We start from the raw sequence: 17,740 nt of genomic DNA, 5'->3' as shown, positions 1-17,740 counted from the left end.
GCATGCGTGTGTTACTCACGGGACACCAGGGCTATCTCGGCACCGTCATGGCGCCGGTGCTCGCCCGGGCCGGCCACGAGGTGGTGGGCCTCGACTCCGGGCTGTTCGCCGAGTGCGTGCTCGGCCCGCCGCCGGACGACCCGCCGGGTCACCGGATGGACCTGCGCGACGTGCCGGCCGGGCTGCTCGAAGGCTTCGACGCGGTGATCCACCTGGCCGCGCTCTCGAACGACCCGCTGGGCGCGCTCGCGCCCGAGCTCACCTACGACATCAACCACCACGCCTCGGTCCGGCTGGCCAGGCTGGCCCGCGACGCGGGCGTGCGCCGCTTCCTGTACGCCTCCACCTGCTCGGTGTACGGCGCCTCCGGCGGCGACGACCTGCTCGGTGAGGACGCCCCGCTGCGTCCCGTCACCCCGTACGCGGAGTCGAAGGTCCGCGTCGAGGACGAGCTGATCGAGCTGGCCGACGCCGACTTCACCCCGGTGTTCCTGCGCAACGCGACCGCGTTCGGCTTCTCCCCGAGGCTGCGCGCCGACATCGTGCTGAACAACCTCGTCGGCCACGCCCACCTGACCGGGCAGGTCCGCGTGCTGTCGGACGGCACCCCGTGGCGGCCCCTCGTGCACGTGGCCGACATCGCCGACGCCTTCGCCGCCGCGCTCACCGCGCCGCGCGCGGCCGTGCACGCCAGGGCGTTCAACGTGGGCGGCGAGCAGAACAACCTGACCGTCGCCGAGATCGCCGAGCACGTCGTGGAGGCGGTGCCCGGCTCCGAGCTGCTGGTCACCGGTGAGACGGGAGCCGACCCGCGCTCGTACCGGGTCGACTTCTCCCGCATCCGCGCGGCGCTGCCCGAGCTGCACGCCCGCTGGACGGTGAAGGCGGGCGCCGTCGAGCTGGCCGACGCCTACCGGTGCCACGGGCTGACGGTCACGGACTTCCGCCAGCGCTTCACCAGGCTGGCCTGGCTGGCCGACCGCCGCGCGGCCGGCACGGTCTCCGAGGAGCTGCGGACGTGACAGGCGAGGAGATGCACGCCCTGGTGGAGCGGCTCTACCCGCTGTGCCGCTCCATCACGGGCGACGGCGTGCGCGCCACGCTCGACATCGTCGGCGAGCACCTGGAGCTGGAGGTGCACGAGGTGCCCACCGGCACCCAAGTGCTCGACTGGACCGTGCCCAGGGAGTGGAACATCCGCGACGCCTACGTCAAGGACCCGTCCGGGGTCAGGGTGGTGGATTTCCGGCGCTCGAACCTGCACGTCGTGGGCTACAGCGTGCCCGTCTCGGCCGTCATGACGCTGGACGAGCTGCGCCCCCACCTGCACACGCTGCCCGAGCAGCCCGGCCTGGTGCCCTACCGGACCTCGTACTACGCCGAGACGTGGGGGTTCTGCCTGAGCCAGGACACGCTCGACGGGATGGGGCCGGGGCCGTACGAGGTGGTGATCGACTCGACGCTGGCCGACGGGCACCTGACGTACGCCGAGCACGTCGTACGGGGGCGCACCGACGAGGAGGTGCTCATCTCCTGCCACGTCTGCCATCCGTCGCTGGCCAACGACAACCTGGCCGGCATCGCCGTGGCCACCGCGCTCGCGGGCCGGCTGCGCGAGCCCCGCCACACCTACCGGTTCCTGTTCGCCCCCGGCACGATCGGCGCCATCACCTGGCTGGCGCGCAACCGGGAGCGCACCGGGCGCGTCCGGCACGGGCTCACGCTGGCCTGCGCGGGGGACCCGGGCGCGCTGACGTACAAGCGCAGCCGGCGCGGGGACGCGCCGATCGACCGGGTGATGACGGCCGTGCTGCGCGACAGGCCGCACACGGTCGTCGACTTCGCGCCGTACGGGTACGACGAGCGGCAGTTCTGCTCGCCCGGGTTCAACCTGCCCGTCGGCAGCCTGACCAGGACGCCGTACGCGGGCTACCCCGAGTACCACACCTCGGGAGACGACGTGGGCTTCGTCTCGCCGGAGGCCATGGCCGACACCCTGGACGCGCTGTGGGCGGCGGTCCAGGTGCTGGAACGTGACGGCCGCTACCAGAACCTGAGCCCGTACGGGGAGCCGCAGCTGGGCCGGCGCGGCCTGTACGGCTCACTCGGCGGCAGAAGTGACACGAAACAGGCGCAGATGGCGATGTTATGGGTGCTGAACCTGTCCGACGGCGATCACGGCCTGCTGGACATCGCGGAGCGGGCGGGCCTGCCCTTCGGGGCGGTCGCCGAGGCGGCGGGCGCGCTGGAGGGCGCGGGCCTGCTCAAGCGGGTGGGAGAGGGCGGATGAACCTGCGGGTGGGGGACCTCGTCGAGGTGCGGAGCGAGGCGGAGATCCTGGCCACGCTGGACGAGCGGGGCGAGCTGGAGAGCCTGCCGTTCATGCCGGAGATGCTGGCCTTCTGCGGGCGGCGGATGACCGTGCACAAGGTGGCGCACAAGCTCTGCGACACGATCAGCCGCAGCGGCATGCGGCGGATGGAACGCGCCGTGCACCTCACCGGGGCGCGCTGCGACGGCGGCGGCCACGGCGGCTGCCAGACGGCCTGCTCGCTCTACTGGAAGGAGGCCTGGCTCAGACGGGTCGAACCAGACGCTCCCCAGGCCCCGGCCGTGCCCGAGGAGCGGCTGCTGAAGCTGCTGGAGGTCAACACCCGCAAGGGCGAGGACGGCTACGCCTGCCAGGCCACCGAGCTGCTCCGCGCGGCGCCCACCTGCCTGCCCTTCCGCGACCTCGGCCAGTACGTCACGGACGTGCGCACCGGCAACGCGGGCGTGCTCGCGACCGTGCGCACGTTCCTCGTCGGGCTGTTCAACCGCTTCCAGGACGTCAGCAGGAAGCTGCTGCCGCGCCGCCTGTGGATCAGGGGCGGGCTGCGCTGGGGCTTCGTCCAGGGCCGGGCCGGCCGGGTCACCCCGACGGGCAGCCTGGACCTGCGGCCGGGCGAGCTGGTCAGGATCAAGTCGAAGGACGAGATCCTGGACACGCTCAACGACGACCTGCTCAACCGCGGCCTCGGGTTCGAGGAGGAGATGGCCCGCTACTGCGGCAGGACGGCGCGCGTACGCGCCAGGGTCGAGCGCTGCCTGGATGAGAAGACCGGGCGCATGCTGCACATGAAGAGCCCCTGCATCATCCTCGACGACCTGGTCTGCGAGGGCGTCTACAACGCCAACTGCCCGCGCGAGTTCGTCCCGTTCTGGCGGGAGATCTGGCTGGAACGGGTGCCGGCCGGCGGGGAAGCCCCGTGAGCGAAGCCGGCGACATAGGCCGCAAGGCCGGGCGCGGCCTGCGCTGGAGCCTGCTCGGCAACCTGGTGATGCGGGCGGGCTCGTTCACGATGAGCCTGGTGCTGGCCAGGCTGCTGGTGCCCGAGGACTTCGGCGTGTTCGCCATCGCCCTGGCCGCCACCCAGTTCGTCATCTACATCAACGACGCCGGGGTGATCGCGGCGACCGTGCAGTGGCGCGGCCGGCTGGAGGAGGTCGCCCCGACGGCCACCGTGGTCGCCATCGCCTCCAGCCTGACCCTCTACGCCCTGTTCTGGGTGATCGCGCCGTTCTACGCGCGGCTGGCCGGCAGCGAGGACGCCACGTGGGTGATCCGCGTCCTCATGGCCACCAACGTCGTCTACGGGCTGACCGCGGTCCGCAGCGCCACGCTCATGCGCAGGTTCGAGCAGGACAAGCTGGCCTGGGCCAACCTGGCCGGTTTCGTCGTCACCGCCGCCGTCTCCATCACCCTGGCCGCGAACGGCGCCGGGGCCTACAGCTTCGCTTGGGGGCAGCTCAGCGGCGGCGTGCTCACCGGCCTGCTCGTGCTCGTCCTGGCCCGGGTCAAGATCGAGCTCGGCTTCGACCGCGTGCTGGCGGCCCGGCTGCTGCGCTTCGGGCTGCCGCTCTGCGTCAGCCTGGGCCTGGAAGGGCTGCTGCTCAACATGGACGCGGTCATCGTCGGCGACGTGCTCGGACCCGTGCTGCTGGGCTACTACCTGCTCGCGTACAACATCTCCAGCTGGGTGCCCGGCCTCATCGGCACCGCCATCCGTTACGTCGCGCTGCCCAGCTTCGCGCGCCTGGCCGAGGAGGGTGAGGAGTCGACGCGGGAGGGCGTGCGGCAGGCCGTGCCGCTGCTGGCCGGCCTGGTGCTGCCGATCGCCGCGCTGCTGAGCACGCTCGCGCCCGCGGTCGTGGAGTTCCTGTACGGCGCGTCCTGGCTGCCCGCCGCCCAGGCGCTGCGCTTCCTGGCCATGGTGATGGCCGTCCGCATGCTGAGCCTGCTCATCACCGACATCCTCGCGGCGCTCGGCCGGACGAAGGCGACCATGTGGGTGAACCTGTGCTGGGCAGCCGCGCTGCTGCCCGCGCTGCTCATCGGAGCCACGCTCGACGGCATCAGGGGCGCGGCCATGGCGCACGCCGTCATCGCGGTGCTGGTCGCGCTGCCGCTGCTCGCCGTGGCCCTGCGGCGCTCGGGCCTGCCCGTGCGGCTGGTCGCGGCGGGGCTGGCCCGGCCGCTGCTGGGCGCGGCGCTGGCCGGCGGCGTCATGACGGCGCTGGCCACGGTGATCGACGGCGCCTTCTTCGAGCTGTGCGTGGCCGGCGGGGCGGGGCTGCTGCTGTTCGTGCTCGTCGTGGTGCCGCGCGCCGTGCTGAAGCGACTCGTACGCCAAGGGAGGGTCCATGCGCGACTCTGAGCTCGTCTCGATCGCCCTGCCGGTACGCAACGGGGCGGAACGCCTCGAAGGCGTCATCCGCTCGGTGCTGGGCCAGAACCATCCGAGCATCGAGCTGGTCATCTCCGACAACGCCTCCACCGACGCCACCGAGGAGCTCTGCCGCGACCTGGCCGCGGCCGACGAGCGGATCGTCTACCACCGGCACCCGCGCAACGTCGGCCTGCTCGGCAACTTCACCCACGCGGCCAGGATCTCGCGCGGCGCGTACATCCGCTGGATCGGCGACGACGACCGCCTGGAGCCCTCCTGCGTCTCCCGCACCCTGGCCGCCTTCGCCGCCGACGAGCGGCTCGTCCTCGTCACCAACCAGGTGGCCTACACCCGCGCCGGCGGCCAGGTCACCACCATCCCCTACCCGGGCCCCGCACAGGGCGCCGGGCTGGGCTCCGACGACCCGGTCGAGCGGTTCACGGAGATGCTCAGGCTGCTCAACGAGAGCCCGTTCCTCATCGACCCGCTCTACGGGCTGCTGCGGCGCGGGCCCGCGACCGAGATCCCGCGGCGCAACATGCTGCGCGAGGACGAGGTGTACGCGGCCAAGCTGGCGCTGGCCGGGCCGTGGGCGCACGTTCCCGAGGTGCTCTCGCACCGCAACTGGCGGGCGGAACGGATCACCCGGCTGGCCGGCCGGCTCGACGTGCCGTCCTGGCAGTCGCATCTGGCCAACACGCTCCAGTGCCGGGAACTGCTGCGCTGGCTGCGCCAGGCCGAGCTCACCGAGGCGCAGCGCCGCCGGGCCCGTACGGCGGTGTTGCGCATGTTCGCGCGACGGCAGCGGCGCACCATCGCGCACAGGAGCCGCAAGCTTCTCTCCCTTGCCCGTCTCGTGTAACACGTCCGATGAACAGAGCGATTTCCCGTTTGCAGCGGGACAAAATGTGACGGGGGCGGAAAAGTGCGCTTCTGGAGGACCATCCTTGGTCTGGCCCGGAAGAAGGTCGTGGGGCCGCCTGTCGTCATCGCGGCCATCGGGCTCGCCCTGGCCGCCTACTTCCTCATGCCGAGCCGCTACGTCTCCACCGCGTCCATGGTGCTCACCGTGCCCGCCACCGGCGGCACGCTGGAGACCGAGCCGCAGAGCCGGACGGGGCTGACCAACCCGCTGCTGCAGTTCAACGACGCCCTGCGCACGACCGCGGGCATCCTCATCCTGGCCACCAACACGCGCGACGTGTACGCCGAGCTCGGCGCGCCCGAGAACGGGCCCACCGCCGTGGTCATCAACGACGGGCGGACCAACCCCGACCTGCTCGGCATCAGCACCAACGGGCCGTTCGTCTACGTCGAGGTCGAGAGCGACTCTCCCGCCACCGTGCGGGAGGTCATGCGCAAGGCCCAGCTGCGGGTACGGCTGGAGCTGGCCAAACGGCAGACCGCGCTGGACGCGCCGATCAGCACGCACATCGGGATCATGGACGTGATGCCGCCCACCACGCCCAGGGCGTCCATCGGCGACCGGCTGGCCGCCGCGGGCTTCGGCGGCGTGCTCGGCATCGTCGGCGGGCTGGGCCTGGCCTACGCGGTCCAGCGGATCCGCTCCACGCGCCGGGCCGGTGCGGACTCCTCGCCCGCACCCGAGCCCTCGGCGGAATCGACGCAGGCGGAGGCGGAGGAGGCGGAGCAGGGGGTCTGGGCCGAGGTCGTGGCCGAGCAGCCGGTGGCGGACGGCGTTCCTGCGGTCAACGGCTCCAGGTCGCGCCTGCCCATGATGTCCGGCTTCCCGCTGACGGTGGACGAGCTGGCCGAGGAGACCACCGGCCCGATCCAGGTCATCGAGACCGAGCAAGAAAAGGACGAGTCCGAGAAGGACGACGGGCCGGACGACGACGGGCCGGACGACGACGGGCCGGACGACGACGGGCCGAAGGAAGGTCAGCTCGACTCGACGACCTGAGCGCACCGCGCGATGGCGGCCGCCCTGGCCTCCGCCGGCGTGTGCGACTTGGCCGAGATCATCATCCCCACCGCCTCCTGCGGCAGCCGGTCGGCGAAGGCCACCGCCTGCGCCACGTCCCACGGCTCGTGGTTGTAGCTCAGGTGGCAGATCGTGGTGTTGATCGGCGGGTCCGCCTTCAGCACCTCGTCCACGAAGACGCCGTACAGGATGAACTCGGAGACGTGCAGCTGGGAGTTGAACGCGTCGAGCCAGTCGCGTCCGGTCACCTGGGTGATGCGCCGCTGCATGGCCCGGACGATCTCCGGGTCCCAGAAAGTCAGCGCTGTCACGTAGTCGGGCAGCGGCGGGGACGGGGCGGGCGGCAGGCCGAGCAGCTCGCGGGCGACCCGGTGCCAGATGACGTGCCGCTCCATCTCGGCCGTGACGCCGTTCTCCAGCCGGTACAGGCACAGCCGCCCGTCGACGGTGAAGGACTCGGCGCTGGTCGGGCGGACGAGCACGGTGTCGGAGTCGATGATGAGCATGGCGTCGGCGTCGAGCATCCCGGCCGAGGCGATCTTGACCGTCTGCTGCATCACCCAGCCGCGCAGCGGGGGCCAGGGGCGGCGGTAGTTGACGTACAGGTCGGTGCCGGGCAGCCGCAGGTAGCGGCGGGGCAGCAGCTCCGAGCGGACCCACACGTGGCAGCGGGGGCCTTCGAAGCGGGCGAAGGCCGCGCGGTCGCCCGGCGGGACGAAGACGTGGTGGATGGTGTCCTCGGAGGTGAACTCCAGGACGGAACGGTGCAACTCGGCGAACAGCTCGGCGTCCAGGGCGTAGGACGGGGTGATGACCGCCAGCTTGCTCACGGATGACTCCCATCGGGTCCGGTGATCCGGGAGCACCGCTCGATCGCCCCCGGCCCGGCCGCCATGGGCCCGCCCGTGTCGCGCCGCGCGATGAGCACCGCCTTCACTGCCTGCTGGGGCCACTCGGCCGCGCGGCGGTGGCCGGGTGAAAGTTAGCCTCTTGTATCCATATCGGCGGGCGATAGCTGGTGTTACACGGCTTGTGTAACGCTCCACCCTGTTTCGGGCGACATCCATGAGGCGGGACTCGCAGGGGAGGGCGCGTGGATTTCTGGGGGACTGTCCTCGTCCTGGCGCGTCGGTGGTACGTCGCCGTTCCCGCCTTCCTGGCCGCCGTCGGCGCCGCCTTCTACGCCTATTCCACGGTCCCGATCACCTACACCACGACCGCGGTCCTCCTGCTCACCGCGCCGAACAGCGGCGGCACCCTCCCGTCCGACCCCGACCTGCCCCTGCCCCGGGTCAACCCGCTGCTCAACTTCGACCACGGGCTCGAGGTGGCCGCCTCCATCCTGATCAGCGTCATGAGCACGCCGGACATGGTGGCGGAGATGGGGGTCACCAGCGAGGGCCCGACCAAGTACGCGGTGACCAACGGCACCAACAACCTGGAGTCGCTGGCCACGGGGCCGCTGGTGTTCGTGGAGGGGGAGAGCCGGTCGCCGCGGGAGGCCACGGCCATCGTGCACAAGGCCGTCGCGCGGATCAGGCAGGAACTCGACACCCGCCAGCGGCAGGTGCGGGCACCCGCGGGCACGTACATCACGATCAGCGAGGCCGTGCCGCCGACCAGTCCGGCGCCCCAGCAGGGCAGGAAGCTGCGCTCGGCCGCGGCGGCGCTCGGCCTGGGGATGATCGCCTCGCTGTGCGCCGCGTTCGCGGCCGAGAGCCTGGCGGCGCCCCTCGGCGCCCGCTTCGCCCGGCGCCGCCCCCTCCGGGCCCGCCGGCACGACGACGGCGAGACGCCCCAGACCGAGACGCCCCAGACCGAGACACACTCGGCTGAGACGCCCCGGACCGAGACGCCCTCGGCTGAGACGCCCCGGACCGAGACGCCCTCGGCTGAGACGCCCCGGACCGAGACGCCCTCGGCTGAGACGCCCCGGACCGAGACGCCCTCGGCTGAGACGCCCCGGACCGAGACGCCCTCGGCTGAGACGCCCCGGACCGAGACACCCTCGGCTGAGACGCCCCGGACCGAGACACCCTCGGCTGAGACGCCCCGGACCGAGACACCCGAGACGTCCGACATGTCCGAGACCTCCGAGGCCGGGAAGACGGGGGCGTGACCGGTGGCCGCCCCCGCCCACGCCCACGCCCGGGCTCACACGTCCGCGACCACCCGGCTTCCCGGCGCGCCGCCGCTGTCGGGGCGGGCCGACGGGGCAACCGTGGCCGCGGTGTTCGCCGCCGTGCTGCTGATCGTGCCGGCCCGGCTCGTGCTGAAGGGTCTGCCCCTGTCGCTCACCCCGGCCAACGTGGTGAGCCTCGGCGCGGCGGTGCTCTGGTTGTGCGCGCAGCTCACGCTCACGCTGGGGGCGGCCAAGGGACGCAACCCCGTGCGCACGGCCCTGTTCGCCTACTTCACCTCGATGGTGGCCACCTACGGGATGTCCACCTGGGGCTACATGGACTCCGACGAGCTCAACCTGAGCGATCACTCGTTCGTGCTCGTGATCGCGACGGTGGGGCTGGCGCTGACGGTCTGCGACGGCGTGCGCGACCGGCGCAGGCTGGATTTCGTGCTCAGGACCCTGGTCGTCTGCGGGGCGGTCATCTCGGTGATCGCGGCCCTGCAGTTCCTGCTCTCCATCGACCTGACCAGATTCCTTGAGCTGCCGATCCTGCGCTACACCAGTGAGGGCGACTCGTTCGTGCTGGAGCGGGCCGACCTGCGCCGGGTGGCCGCGACGACCGGCCATCCGATCGAGTTCGGCGTGACCTGCGCCATCCTGCTGCCGCTGGCCGCCCACTACGCCACCCGGGCCCGGCTGCGGGCCGAGCCGGCGCTGCGGTGGTGGGTGTGCACGGCGCTGATCGGTCTGGGCCTGATGTTCTCGGTGTCGCGCTCGGCCATGCTGAGCCTGCTCGTCGTGGGCGTGGTGCTGTTCGCCGGCTGGTCCTGGCGGCGGCGGTTGGCCACACTGCTGGTGGCGGCCGGGTTCCTGGTGGTGATCAGGGTGACCGTGCCGGGCCTGCTCGGGGCCATCACGGGGCTGTTCACCGACCTCGGCAACGACGAGAGCATCCAGTACCGGACGCACGACTACGCCGTGGCCGCCCAGCAGATCGGCCAACACTTCTGGCTCGGCCGGGGCCTGGGCACCTGGTACGCCCCCAAGCACCAGATCTTCGACAACCAGTACATCCTGTCCATGGTCGAGACGGGACTGCTCGGCACCGTCACCTTCGCCGCGCTGTTCGTGGTGGCCTGCTACGCGGCGCTGCGGGCCAGGCATCTCAGCACCGACCCCGGCGACCGCGACCTGTGCCTCACCGTCGCCGCCTGCCTGGTCGTGCCGCTGGTGGGCTCGCTCACGTTCGACCTGCTGTCGTTCGCGACCGTGACGGGCCTGGCGTTCGTCCTGGTCGGCTCGGCCGGAGCGCTGCTACGGGCGGCCAGAGCGGATCAGCAGGCCGATCAGCAGGCGGATCAGCAGGCGGGTCGGCAGGCGGGTCAGCTCTCTCCCGCGCAGGCCAGCGGGCCGACGATCGAGGTGATCCGATAGTTCTCGTCGATGGTGACCAGCTCGTTGCCGGACCACTCCGTCCGGCCGCACTCGGAGTCGGCGGGCCCGTACGCCCAGGACTTGTCCACCACCTTGTTGCCGCGCACCACCTGCCGGCCGCGGGCGTTGCGCACCTGGAGGCTGTAGGTGCCGCCCATGATGAGGTTGTCGGTGACGACCACGTCCTCCGACTTCTCGTCCACCAGGAAGATCGGCGCGGTGATGTCCTTGGCCTCGCGCTGGTCGACGGTGTTGTGGTGGAACAGCAGGCCCTTGCCGCCGTTGTAGGACTGGATGCCGTCGGAGTGGTCGCCCGGCCGCGAGCAGAGCTTGACGAAGGAGTCGCGGATCTCCACGTCGTCGCCGGAGACGCGGAAGCCGTCGCTGTGGCCCTGCACCAGGACGCGGGTGGCCCGGTATTTGTCGTAGCCGATCGCGGGCAGCGGCTCGCACTTGGCCGTGGTGCCCACCGTGGAGTCGGTGATCGTGAACCGGAACGACTCGGGCCCGTCGGCGTTGATCACGTCGCCGTCGATGACGCTGTTGGTGATCGTCACGTCGTTCGCGTGGATCAGCAGGTGCCCGGGGATGTGCACGCCGTCCAGCACGGTGCCGTCGGTCCGTACGCGGTAGGCGACGTTCTCCGTGTTCAGCCGGATCTCCTTCAGCTTGACGTCCCGGGGCGCGCCGGTGCAGGCGGGCGTGGGGTGGTCGGGGCAGGACGAGCCGTCCGTCCGGACGATCACGGGGGAGGGCGCCGGGGTGGGTGTCGCGGCGGGGGCCGCGTCGCAGGCGGCCGGGGCCAGCGCCGCGGCGAGGAGCAGGAGATGACGTGCGCGCATGGCCGCCTCTCAGGCGCCGAGCCGGGGCAGCAGCTCGGCCCAGGAGCCCGCGTCGAGGTCGCGCGGGCTGACCTCCGCCGGGGGCAGGGGCCAGGCGATCGCCAGGTCGGGATCGTCGTACCGGACCGCCAGATCCGCGCTCGGATCGTGCTCCCTGTCGATGCGGTAGCAGGTGTCCGCGAAGTCGGTCAGCGCCTGGAAGCCGTGCAGCAGTCCTGGAGGCACGTAGAGGGTCAGGAAGTCCTCGTCGTCCAGGCGCACCGCCATGCTGCGCCCGAACGTGGGCGAGTGCGGCCTGGCGTCCACCAGCACGTCGTGCACCGCGCCCCTCGCGCAGCGCACCAGCTTGCCCTCGCCCCTGCCGGAGCGCCCGTGCAGGCCGCGGATCGTGCCCAGGCGCGACCTGGACTGGCTGTCCTGGATGAACGCGCACGCGTCCAGGCCCGCCGCGGCAGCGGTGGCGGCGTCGAACGTCCTGGTGAACAGGCCGCGGCTGTCGCGGTGCGGCGACGGCCTGAACAGCAGCACCCCGTCGAGCTCGCCCTGCTCCACTTTCATGTCTCGTCCTTCCAGGAGGGGGTCTGATGAAGGCGTCGGTGAGCGTCGTCATTCCGGCGCACAACGAGGAGACGGTCGTCGCGGCGGGGCTCGACGCGCTGCTCGCGGGGACCGCGCCGGGGGAGTTCGACGTCGTGGTGGTGGCCAACGCCTGCTCCGACCGGACGGCGGCGGTGGCGGCGCGGCCCGGCGTGCGGGTGCTGGAGACGCCCGTGCCCGGCAAGGTCAACGCGCTGCGCCTGGGCGACGCCGCGTGCCGGGTCTTCCCCCGGGTCTACCTGGACGCCGACGTACGCCTCGACGCGGCCTCCGTGCGGGCCCTGGCCGAGGCGGCGGACCGGCCGGGCGTGCTGGCCTGCGCGCCCGTCCCCGAGTGGGACCTGAGCGGCACCGGCCCCGTGGTGCGGCGGGTGCACCGGACGCACGACCGGCTCGTCGCGCCGTCGCGGGCGCTGGCCGGCGTGGGCGTGTACGTGCTCAACGAGCGCGGCCACGAGCGCGCGTTCCCCCTGCCCGACGTGATCTCCGACGACGGCTGGGTGGACGGCTGCTTCACCGGCGCCGAGCGCGTCGTGGTCGATGCGGCCCGGTCCCTGGTACGCCCGCCGGGCACGGTCCGCGCCCACCTGCGCCGGCGGATCCGGGTCCGCAGGGGCAACCGTGAGCTGGCCGCGCTGGGCCGGCCGGGCCGCGCGCTGCGGCCGGCCGCGCTCGGCGCGCTGCTGGCCGGTCGCCAGGTCAGCCCGCTGGACGCCGCCTGCTACCTGGCGGTCCTGGCCGCGGACCGGCTGCTGGCCAGACTGCGCGGCGGCGCCACGGGCTGGGGCACCGACGCGGGCAGCCGTCAACAGGACCCCGCGCGTTCGTAGGCGGCCTTGGGGGCGGGCGTCACCGCGGCCCCTCGCGCGGTGCCCCCTCGTGCGGTGCCCCCTCGCGCGGCGCCACGGCGGCCTCGTAGGCGGCCAGCAGCGCGGTCTTCGAGTGCTCCCAGGACAGCGGCCCGGCCACCCGTTCCCGGCCGATCTCGCCCATCCGCCGCCGCTCCTCCGGGTCGTCGAGCAGCCGGGCGATCAGCTTGGCGAACTCCGACTCGTCGTTGGCGGGCGCGTACAGCGCCGCCTCGCCCGCCGACACGCGGGCCTCGCGTAACTCGAAGGAGACGATGGGCTTGGACATGGCCATGTACTCCATGACCTTGTTCATCGTCGAGACGTCGTTGAGCGGATTGAGCGGGTCGGGCGACAGGCACACGTCGGCCGTGGACAGGTAGCGCATCAGGTCCTCGTCCGGGATGCGTCCCGTGAACTCCACGCAGTCGTCCAGCCCCAGCTCGCGGGCCAGCGCGACCATCGCGTCGAACGTGTCGCCGCCGCCGACGAACACCGCGTGCCAGTCCGCGCGCCCGTGCTCGTCGCGCAGCCTGGCCAGGCTGCGCAGCGCGTAGTCGACGCCGTCCTGCGGGCCCATCACGCCGAGGTAGCACAGCAGGTACGGCTTCCCGCGCCGTACGGACGCGTCCGGCGGCACCTGGTGGAACCGCTCGACCACGGGCGCGCTGCGCACCACGAACACCTCCTCGGGCCGCTTGCCGCCCCGCGACAGCGCGACCTGCCGGTAGCTCTCGTTGGTCGCGATCACCACGTGCGCCGCCCGGTACGTCATCCGCTCCATCCACGACACCGCGCGGAAGAGCGGGTCCCGCCCCCGGCCGAAGCGCGACAGGTACAGTTCGGGCACGAGGTCGTGCTGGTCGAAGACGTACCGGGTGCCCCGGCGCCGCATGGCCAGCGCGACCAGGAAGAACAGGTCCGGCGGGTTGCACCCGTGCACGACGTCGAACCTGCCGAGCCGCCGGGCCAGGCGGAAGGTGTGCCACAGGGCGGAGCCGTACTCGCGCAGGAAGCCCACCGGGCCGCCGGTGGCGGCGCGCAGCGGATAGCGGTGGATGTGGACGCCGTCGATGACGGCCTCCGCCTCGGTGTCCTGTCTGGCCCCCTGGGGGCAGATAACGTGCACCTCCCAGCCGGCCTGGCGCAGGGCGGTGCTCTCCTGCCAGACACGCCGGTCGAGTGGTACGGAAAGGTTCTCGACGAGGATGAGCGCTCTACCACCCAATGCCTGTGTAGTCCCTTCTGCCCCGTTGGGTTTCCGCGTCCGGGATCCGGACGAGGTCGACGATCGTGCGGTCGCCGGCCTGGTCGAGGGCGGCGAGCACCCGCTCGTCCAGGCACCCGACGACGCACACCTCGGCGTGGTCGAGCACCTCCTCCGCCGAGTCGCCGAGCAGGTCGCCCAGATGCGGCAGCCGTTCGGCGATGTAGGCGCGGTTGGCGCCGACCAGCCGCGACAGGGTCACGTTGGCGTCGTAGATGCGCAGGTCGTAGCCCTTGCCGAGGAGCCGCTCGGCCAGCTCCACGAGCGGGCTCTCGCGCAGGTCGTCCGTGCCCGGCTTGAACGACAGGCCGAACATGCCGATCCGGCGCCGGCCGGAGGCGGTGATCAGCTCGAAGGCGCGCTGGAGGTGCGCGTCGTTGGCGGGCAGCACGTGCGACAGCAGCGGGATCGACACGTCGGCCTTCCTGGCCGCGTAGACCAGGCCGCGCAGGTCCTTGGGCAGGCAGGAGCCGCCGAAGGCGAAGCCGGGGCGCAGGTAGGCGGGGCTGATGTTGAGCTTGCGGTCGGCCAGGAAGACGTCCATGACCTGGTGGGAGTCGAGCCCGAGTGCCTGGCAGATGGCGCCCATCTCGTTGGCGAAACCGATCTTGACCGCGTGAAAGGCGTTGTCCGCATATTTCGTCATTTCGGCTACGGGGATGGGGACCCGGAAGACGTCGCCGGGCAGGCCCTCGTACAGGGAGGCCACCACGTTCCCCGTCCGCTCGTCCGACTCGCCGATCACCGTCTTCGGCGGCGCGAAGAAGTCGCGCACGCTGGTGCCCTCGCGCAGGAACTCGGGGTTGACCGCCACCCCGAAGCCGGCGCCCGCGCGCAGGCCCGAGGCCAGCTCCAGGATCGGCACCAGCAGCTCGGCGCAGGTGCCCGGCAGCATGGTCGAGCGGAAGACGACGACGTGCCCGGGTCGCAGCGCCCGGCCGATCTGCTCGGCCACCCGCTCCAGGTAGGTCGTGGACAGGCTGCCGTTGGGCGCCGACGGCGTGCCCACGCAGACCAGCGACAGCTCGGTGGCCGCGACCGCCTCCGCCGCGTCGGTGGTGGCGCGCAGCGCGCCCCCGGCGGTCGTCTCGGCAATCAGCTCGCCGATGCGCTCCTCGACGATGGGCGCGTGCCCGCCGTTGATGAGGTCGACCTTGGCCGGATTGACGTCCACGCCCACGACCTGATGGCCCATGGAGGCCAGGCAGGCGGCCGAGACGCACCCCACGTAGCCGAGCCCGAAGACACTGATCCGCATAGCCGCCCTCCGTGTTGGACCGTCTATGTGGAGGGCGTAATGCGTTATCCCCCGCCTCCAAGGGATATGTCGGGTATGCCGTTTGGAACGTTACCGATTTCTTCTGGCGCGGAGGGACCGCACGGCCGCCCTGGCCCGGGTGCCGGCGGCGGCGGCCCACCGGCGGGCCGGATTCCTGGTCACGATGCCCTGGCAGACCACGCTCTCGCCGGTCCTGGCCCGCCGCTTGTACTCGTCCTCGCCCCGCCCGAGGTCGATCCTGGCGATCCCGAGCGAAGGGGCCGCCGCGACCAGCTCGCGCAGCAGGATCCAGCCGGGGGACAGCTTGGCGTACGCCGGGTCGTAGACGGGGAACCACCAGTGCAGCACCCCGCCCGCCCTGAGCCCGAAGTGGGCCGCGAGCAGGTGCGGTCCGGCGCGCAGGGTGGACAGCACGCCGCCGAAGCCCGGGTCGCGGGTGCTGAGCAGCCCTTCGAGCAGCTTGATCCGGTCGGGCTCGGCGAAGTAGTCCTGGGCGCCGGTGGCGGCGTACTGGGCCCGCTTGAGCTCGATCACCCGCGCCAGCGCCCCGGCGTCCACCGAGTCCGCCTCGAACCTGACCGCGCCGAGGTCCCGCTCAGCCCTTGCGGCCCTGCGCCGCGCCTGCCCCATGTTGTCCTTGCCGCTCTTGGAGGCCCGGCCCAGATAGCCCGTCAGCCCGCCGGTGACGTCCAGGTAGGGCGACGGCCTGCGCGAGAGCACCCATCGGTCAAAGCCGGGGGCGTCCGGCACCAGATGGTCGAACGCGTAGCCGCTCGCGCCGTTCCCGAGCAGGTCGAGCGGCCGGAACCCGGCGCCGGCGGCCAGGATCGGCCCCTGGAAGTCCGCCCCGGGCCAGCCGGCCGGGCGCAGCAGCCGGCCGTCGCGGTGGTGCGGCACGAACACGTCGTCCCCGACGGCCACGTGGACGGTGCGCCCCGAGGCGTGCACGGCCGCGGAGAAGCCGGGATGGAAGTACGGGCTGTCCAGCGCCGGGTTCGCGGCCCGTACCGTCTCCCAGGCGTCCAGCTCGGCCGCGGAGAGCTCGCCGAACGTCCTGACCCGCAGGCCCGTCATTGGGGCAGGGCCGTCATGCGCCGGGAGGGGCGCAACAGCGCCACCACGCTGGCCCTGGACGTACGCCGCCCCGCCAGCGCCCGCACGGCCTCACCCGCCAGCACGGCCACGTAGTACGCCGTCCCGCGCACGGGCCCGTGCCGCCGCCGGAACAGCCGGACCTTGTTGACGACCAGCAGCGACGCCAGCACCGGATCGATCCCCGACGCGCCGCCGATGTGCTCGATCACCGAGGCGGGCTCGTACCAGGTGGCCCAGCCCAGGTCAGCGGCGCGCAGGCAGTAGTCCGTCTCCTCGCTGTAGAGCAGGAACGACTCGTCCCACGCCCCCACCTCGCGGATCATCCGCGGCGCGAGCATCAGCGCCGCCCCCGTCGCCCAGGCGAAGGCGCCCGGCCTGGCGTAGTCGCGCGGGTCGGTCACCAGCTCGCCCGCCGTGCCCATGCGCCCGGCCAGCGCCCCGCCGACCACCGCCTCGGCCACGGCCCGGCCCACCGTGGGCATCCGGCGCAGCGAGGGTTGCAGCGTGCCGTCCGGATTGACCATGTACGGCACCACGATGCCCCGGCCCGGCTGCTCCAGGCAGTCCAGCAGGGGCGCGACCGCCCCCGGGCGCAGCCGGCAGTCGGGGTTGAGCACGTAGACGCCGTCCAGCCGGTCGAGGTCGAGCGCGGCGATCCCGGCGTTGATGGCCGCCGCGTATCCGGCGTTCCTGCCCACCTGCACCACCGTGACCGGTAGGTCCGCCCGCGCGGCCGCCAGCGCCGTGGAGTCGTCCTTCGAGGCGTTGTCCGCCACCACGACCGCGGCCAGCTCCGCCCCGGCCGCGCCGGCCGGCAGCGAGTCGAGGCAGCCCTGGAGCACGTCCGCGCTGTTGTAGGTGACGATGACCACCGCGACCCTGCGCATCAGCGCACCCGCTTGTACAGCCGCATGCCGAGCTTGCCCGCCCGGCGGGCCGGCGAGGGCCCGGCGAGCACTCCGTCGATCCACGCGGCGTCCAGGTCGCGCCGCAGGCTGGTGCGCGGCTGCAGCCACGAGCCCGCCCTGGCCCGGCCGCCGTCGCTGGTGTACGCGCGGGTCACCCCCGCGCGGCGTAAGCGGCGCAGCACCCGTCTGTCGTAGGAGCCGAACGGGATCGCCACCCTGGACACGGGCGCGCCGGTCAGCTCGCCGAGCACCTCATGGGCCCGGGTCAGCTCCTCGCCCGCCTGGGCCGCGTCCAGTGTGCGCCAGTCGCGGTGCGCCCAGCCGTGCGAGCCCACCCGCATCCCCTTGCCGACCAGCTCGCGCACGCCGCCGGCGTCGAGCCGGCCCGGCTCGCCGAGCAGCCCGGCCAGCACGAAGAACTCCGCCTCCAGCCCGCGCTCCAGCAGCCGGGGGAGCGCGATCTCCACGTCGGAGGCGTTGCCGTCGTCGAACGTGAGCCGTACGTCGGGCCGCCCCGCCACCGCGTCGACCACCCGCTCGAACTGCTCGACCGACACCCACGTCTGGTCCTCGCCCCGGTCGAGCTCCCGGGTGGTGCCGCCGATGCCGTGCACGGTCAGATTCGTCACCGCACGCATCCCGCCCCCTGATCAGAGTGCCGCCGAGAGTGTTATCGCCGCCCGGGATGGAC

17 protein-coding genes are annotated in these 17,740 nt (G+C 72.6%); 9 read left to right on the top strand and 8 right to left on the bottom strand.

Annotated features, from left to right (window positions below; all coding sequences use genetic code 11):
• Window positions 1-2: 2 nt before the first annotated feature.
• From OIE67_RS44805 to OIE67_RS44780, 6 genes are all read left to right on the top strand, one after another.
• Window positions 3-1,022, top strand: a complete 1,020-nt coding sequence (locus tag OIE67_RS44805) for an NAD-dependent epimerase/dehydratase family protein (RefSeq protein ID WP_326631993.1) — start codon at window positions 3-5, stop codon at window positions 1,020-1,022.
• A complete protein-coding gene (locus tag OIE67_RS44800; protein WP_326631991.1) occupies window positions 1,019-2,290 on the top strand; it encodes a DUF4910 domain-containing protein in 1,272 nt (423 codons plus the stop codon). Before OIE67_RS44805 ends, OIE67_RS44800 begins: the two co-directional genes overlap by 4 nt.
• Window positions 2,287-3,252, top strand: a complete 966-nt coding sequence (locus OIE67_RS44795; RefSeq protein WP_326631989.1) for a hypothetical protein — start codon at window positions 2,287-2,289, stop codon at window positions 3,250-3,252. The genes OIE67_RS44800 and OIE67_RS44795 overlap by 4 nt, the downstream gene beginning before the upstream one ends.
• A complete protein-coding gene (locus OIE67_RS44790) occupies window positions 3,249-4,697 on the top strand; it encodes an oligosaccharide flippase family protein (protein WP_326631987.1) in 1,449 nt (482 codons plus the stop codon). Before OIE67_RS44795 ends, OIE67_RS44790 begins: the two co-directional genes overlap by 4 nt.
• Window positions 4,684-5,571 (top strand): glycosyltransferase family 2 protein, encoded by an 888-nt coding sequence (locus tag OIE67_RS44785; protein WP_326631985.1) that lies wholly within the window; start codon window positions 4,684-4,686, stop codon window positions 5,569-5,571. The genes OIE67_RS44790 and OIE67_RS44785 overlap by 14 nt, the downstream gene beginning before the upstream one ends.
• 108 nt (window positions 5,572-5,679) lie before the next feature.
• Window positions 5,680-6,633, top strand: a complete 954-nt coding sequence (locus OIE67_RS44780) for a hypothetical protein (RefSeq protein ID WP_326631984.1) — start codon at window positions 5,680-5,682, stop codon at window positions 6,631-6,633.
• On the opposite strand, the gene OIE67_RS44775 is transcribed toward OIE67_RS44780, so the two are convergent.
• A complete protein-coding gene (locus tag OIE67_RS44775) occupies window positions 6,612-7,484 on the bottom strand; it encodes a DUF6492 family protein (RefSeq protein WP_106246282.1) in 873 nt (290 codons plus the stop codon). The genes OIE67_RS44780 and OIE67_RS44775 overlap by 22 nt on opposite strands.
• A 263-nt stretch (window positions 7,485-7,747) precedes the next feature.
• Here OIE67_RS44775 and OIE67_RS44770 point away from each other — a divergent pair, with 263 nt between their 5' ends.
• Together OIE67_RS44770 and OIE67_RS44765 are read left to right on the top strand one after the other, a co-directional pair.
• The gene (locus tag OIE67_RS44770; RefSeq protein WP_326631981.1) at window positions 7,748-8,773 is read left to right on the top strand and encodes a GumC domain-containing protein; all 1,026 of its coding nucleotides are present in this window, start codon (window positions 7,748-7,750) and stop codon (window positions 8,771-8,773) included.
• Between the two features lie 3 nt (window positions 8,774-8,776).
• Complete coding sequence (locus tag OIE67_RS44765; protein ID WP_326631979.1) at window positions 8,777-10,213, top strand: O-antigen ligase family protein; 1,437 nt, start codon at window positions 8,777-8,779, stop codon at window positions 10,211-10,213.
• Here the strand turns inward: OIE67_RS44765 and OIE67_RS44760 are convergent.
• Window positions 10,162-11,055, bottom strand: coding sequence for a hypothetical protein (locus OIE67_RS44760; protein ID WP_326631977.1), 894 nt, complete (start codon window positions 11,053-11,055; stop codon window positions 10,162-10,164). The two genes, OIE67_RS44765 and OIE67_RS44760, sit on opposite strands and share 52 nt — an antisense overlap.
• A 9-nt stretch (window positions 11,056-11,064) precedes the next feature.
• On the bottom strand, window positions 11,065-11,613 hold the full coding sequence (locus tag OIE67_RS44755) for a dTDP-4-dehydrorhamnose 3,5-epimerase family protein (RefSeq protein ID WP_326631975.1): 549 nt from the start codon (window positions 11,611-11,613) through the stop codon (window positions 11,065-11,067).
• Between the two features lie 26 nt (window positions 11,614-11,639).
• Between OIE67_RS44755 and OIE67_RS44750 the strand changes: the two genes are divergently transcribed.
• Window positions 11,640-12,482 (top strand): glycosyltransferase, encoded by an 843-nt coding sequence (locus OIE67_RS44750; RefSeq protein ID WP_326631973.1) that lies wholly within the window; start codon window positions 11,640-11,642, stop codon window positions 12,480-12,482.
• Window positions 12,483-12,501: 19 nt separating this feature from the next.
• Here OIE67_RS44750 and OIE67_RS44745 read toward each other — a convergent pair whose 3' ends face one another.
• From OIE67_RS44745 to OIE67_RS44725, 5 genes are all read right to left on the bottom strand, one after another.
• Window positions 12,502-13,728, bottom strand: a complete 1,227-nt coding sequence (locus OIE67_RS44745; RefSeq protein WP_326631971.1) for a glycosyltransferase family 4 protein — start codon at window positions 13,726-13,728, stop codon at window positions 12,502-12,504.
• Window positions 13,718-15,025, bottom strand: coding sequence for a nucleotide sugar dehydrogenase (locus tag OIE67_RS44740; RefSeq protein ID WP_326631969.1), 1,308 nt, complete (start codon window positions 15,023-15,025; stop codon window positions 13,718-13,720). Before OIE67_RS44740 ends, OIE67_RS44745 begins: the two co-directional genes overlap by 11 nt.
• Window positions 15,026-15,115: 90 nt before the next feature.
• Window positions 15,116-16,120 carry a GNAT family N-acetyltransferase gene (locus tag OIE67_RS44735; RefSeq protein WP_326631967.1) on the bottom strand — a complete coding sequence of 335 codons (1,005 nt, stop codon included), beginning with the start codon at window positions 16,118-16,120 and terminating at the stop codon, window positions 15,116-15,118.
• Complete coding sequence (locus OIE67_RS44730; protein ID WP_326631965.1) at window positions 16,117-17,028, bottom strand: glycosyltransferase family 2 protein; 912 nt, start codon at window positions 17,026-17,028, stop codon at window positions 16,117-16,119. Before OIE67_RS44730 ends, OIE67_RS44735 begins: the two co-directional genes overlap by 4 nt.
• Complete coding sequence (locus OIE67_RS44725) at window positions 17,028-17,687, bottom strand: polysaccharide deacetylase family protein (RefSeq protein WP_326631963.1); 660 nt, start codon at window positions 17,685-17,687, stop codon at window positions 17,028-17,030. The genes OIE67_RS44730 and OIE67_RS44725 overlap by 1 nt, the downstream gene beginning before the upstream one ends.
• Window positions 17,688-17,740: the final 53 nt, after the last annotated feature.

This window comes from Nonomuraea fuscirosea (genome assembly GCF_035917475.1).
Lineage (GTDB): Bacteria > Actinomycetota > Actinomycetes > Streptosporangiales > Streptosporangiaceae > Nonomuraea > Nonomuraea fuscirosea.
The sequence above is the reverse complement of the archived record's forward strand: the minus strand, read 5'-3'. Positions and strand labels throughout refer to the sequence as shown.

Bases quoted from the DNA above. Each gene is read 5' to 3' on its own strand.
- OIE67_RS44805 (WP_326631993.1), top strand. From the start codon at position 3: ATGCGTGTGTTACTCACGGGACACCAGGGCTATCTCGGCACCGTCATG.
- OIE67_RS44795 (WP_326631989.1), top strand. From the start codon at position 2,287: ATGAACCTGCGGGTGGGGGACCTCGTCGAGGTGCGGAGCGAGGCGGAG.
- OIE67_RS44785 (WP_326631985.1), top strand. From the start codon at position 4,684: ATGCGCGACTCTGAGCTCGTCTCGATCGCCCTGCCGGTACGCAACGGG.
- OIE67_RS44760 (WP_326631977.1), bottom strand. From the start codon at position 11,055: ATGCGCGCACGTCATCTCCTGCTCCTCGCCGCGGCGCTGGCCCCGGCC.
- OIE67_RS44755 (WP_326631975.1), bottom strand. From the start codon at position 11,613: ATGAAAGTGGAGCAGGGCGAGCTCGACGGGGTGCTGCTGTTCAGGCCG.
- OIE67_RS44750 (WP_326631973.1), top strand. From the start codon at position 11,640: ATGAAGGCGTCGGTGAGCGTCGTCATTCCGGCGCACAACGAGGAGACG.
- OIE67_RS44740 (WP_326631969.1), bottom strand. From the start codon at position 15,025: ATGCGGATCAGTGTCTTCGGGCTCGGCTACGTGGGGTGCGTCTCGGCC.
- OIE67_RS44735 (WP_326631967.1), bottom strand. From the start codon at position 16,120: ATGACGGGCCTGCGGGTCAGGACGTTCGGCGAGCTCTCCGCGGCCGAG.
- OIE67_RS44730 (WP_326631965.1), bottom strand. From the start codon at position 17,028: ATGCGCAGGGTCGCGGTGGTCATCGTCACCTACAACAGCGCGGACGTG.
- OIE67_RS44725 (WP_326631963.1), bottom strand. From the start codon at position 17,687: ATGCGTGCGGTGACGAATCTGACCGTGCACGGCATCGGCGGCACCACC.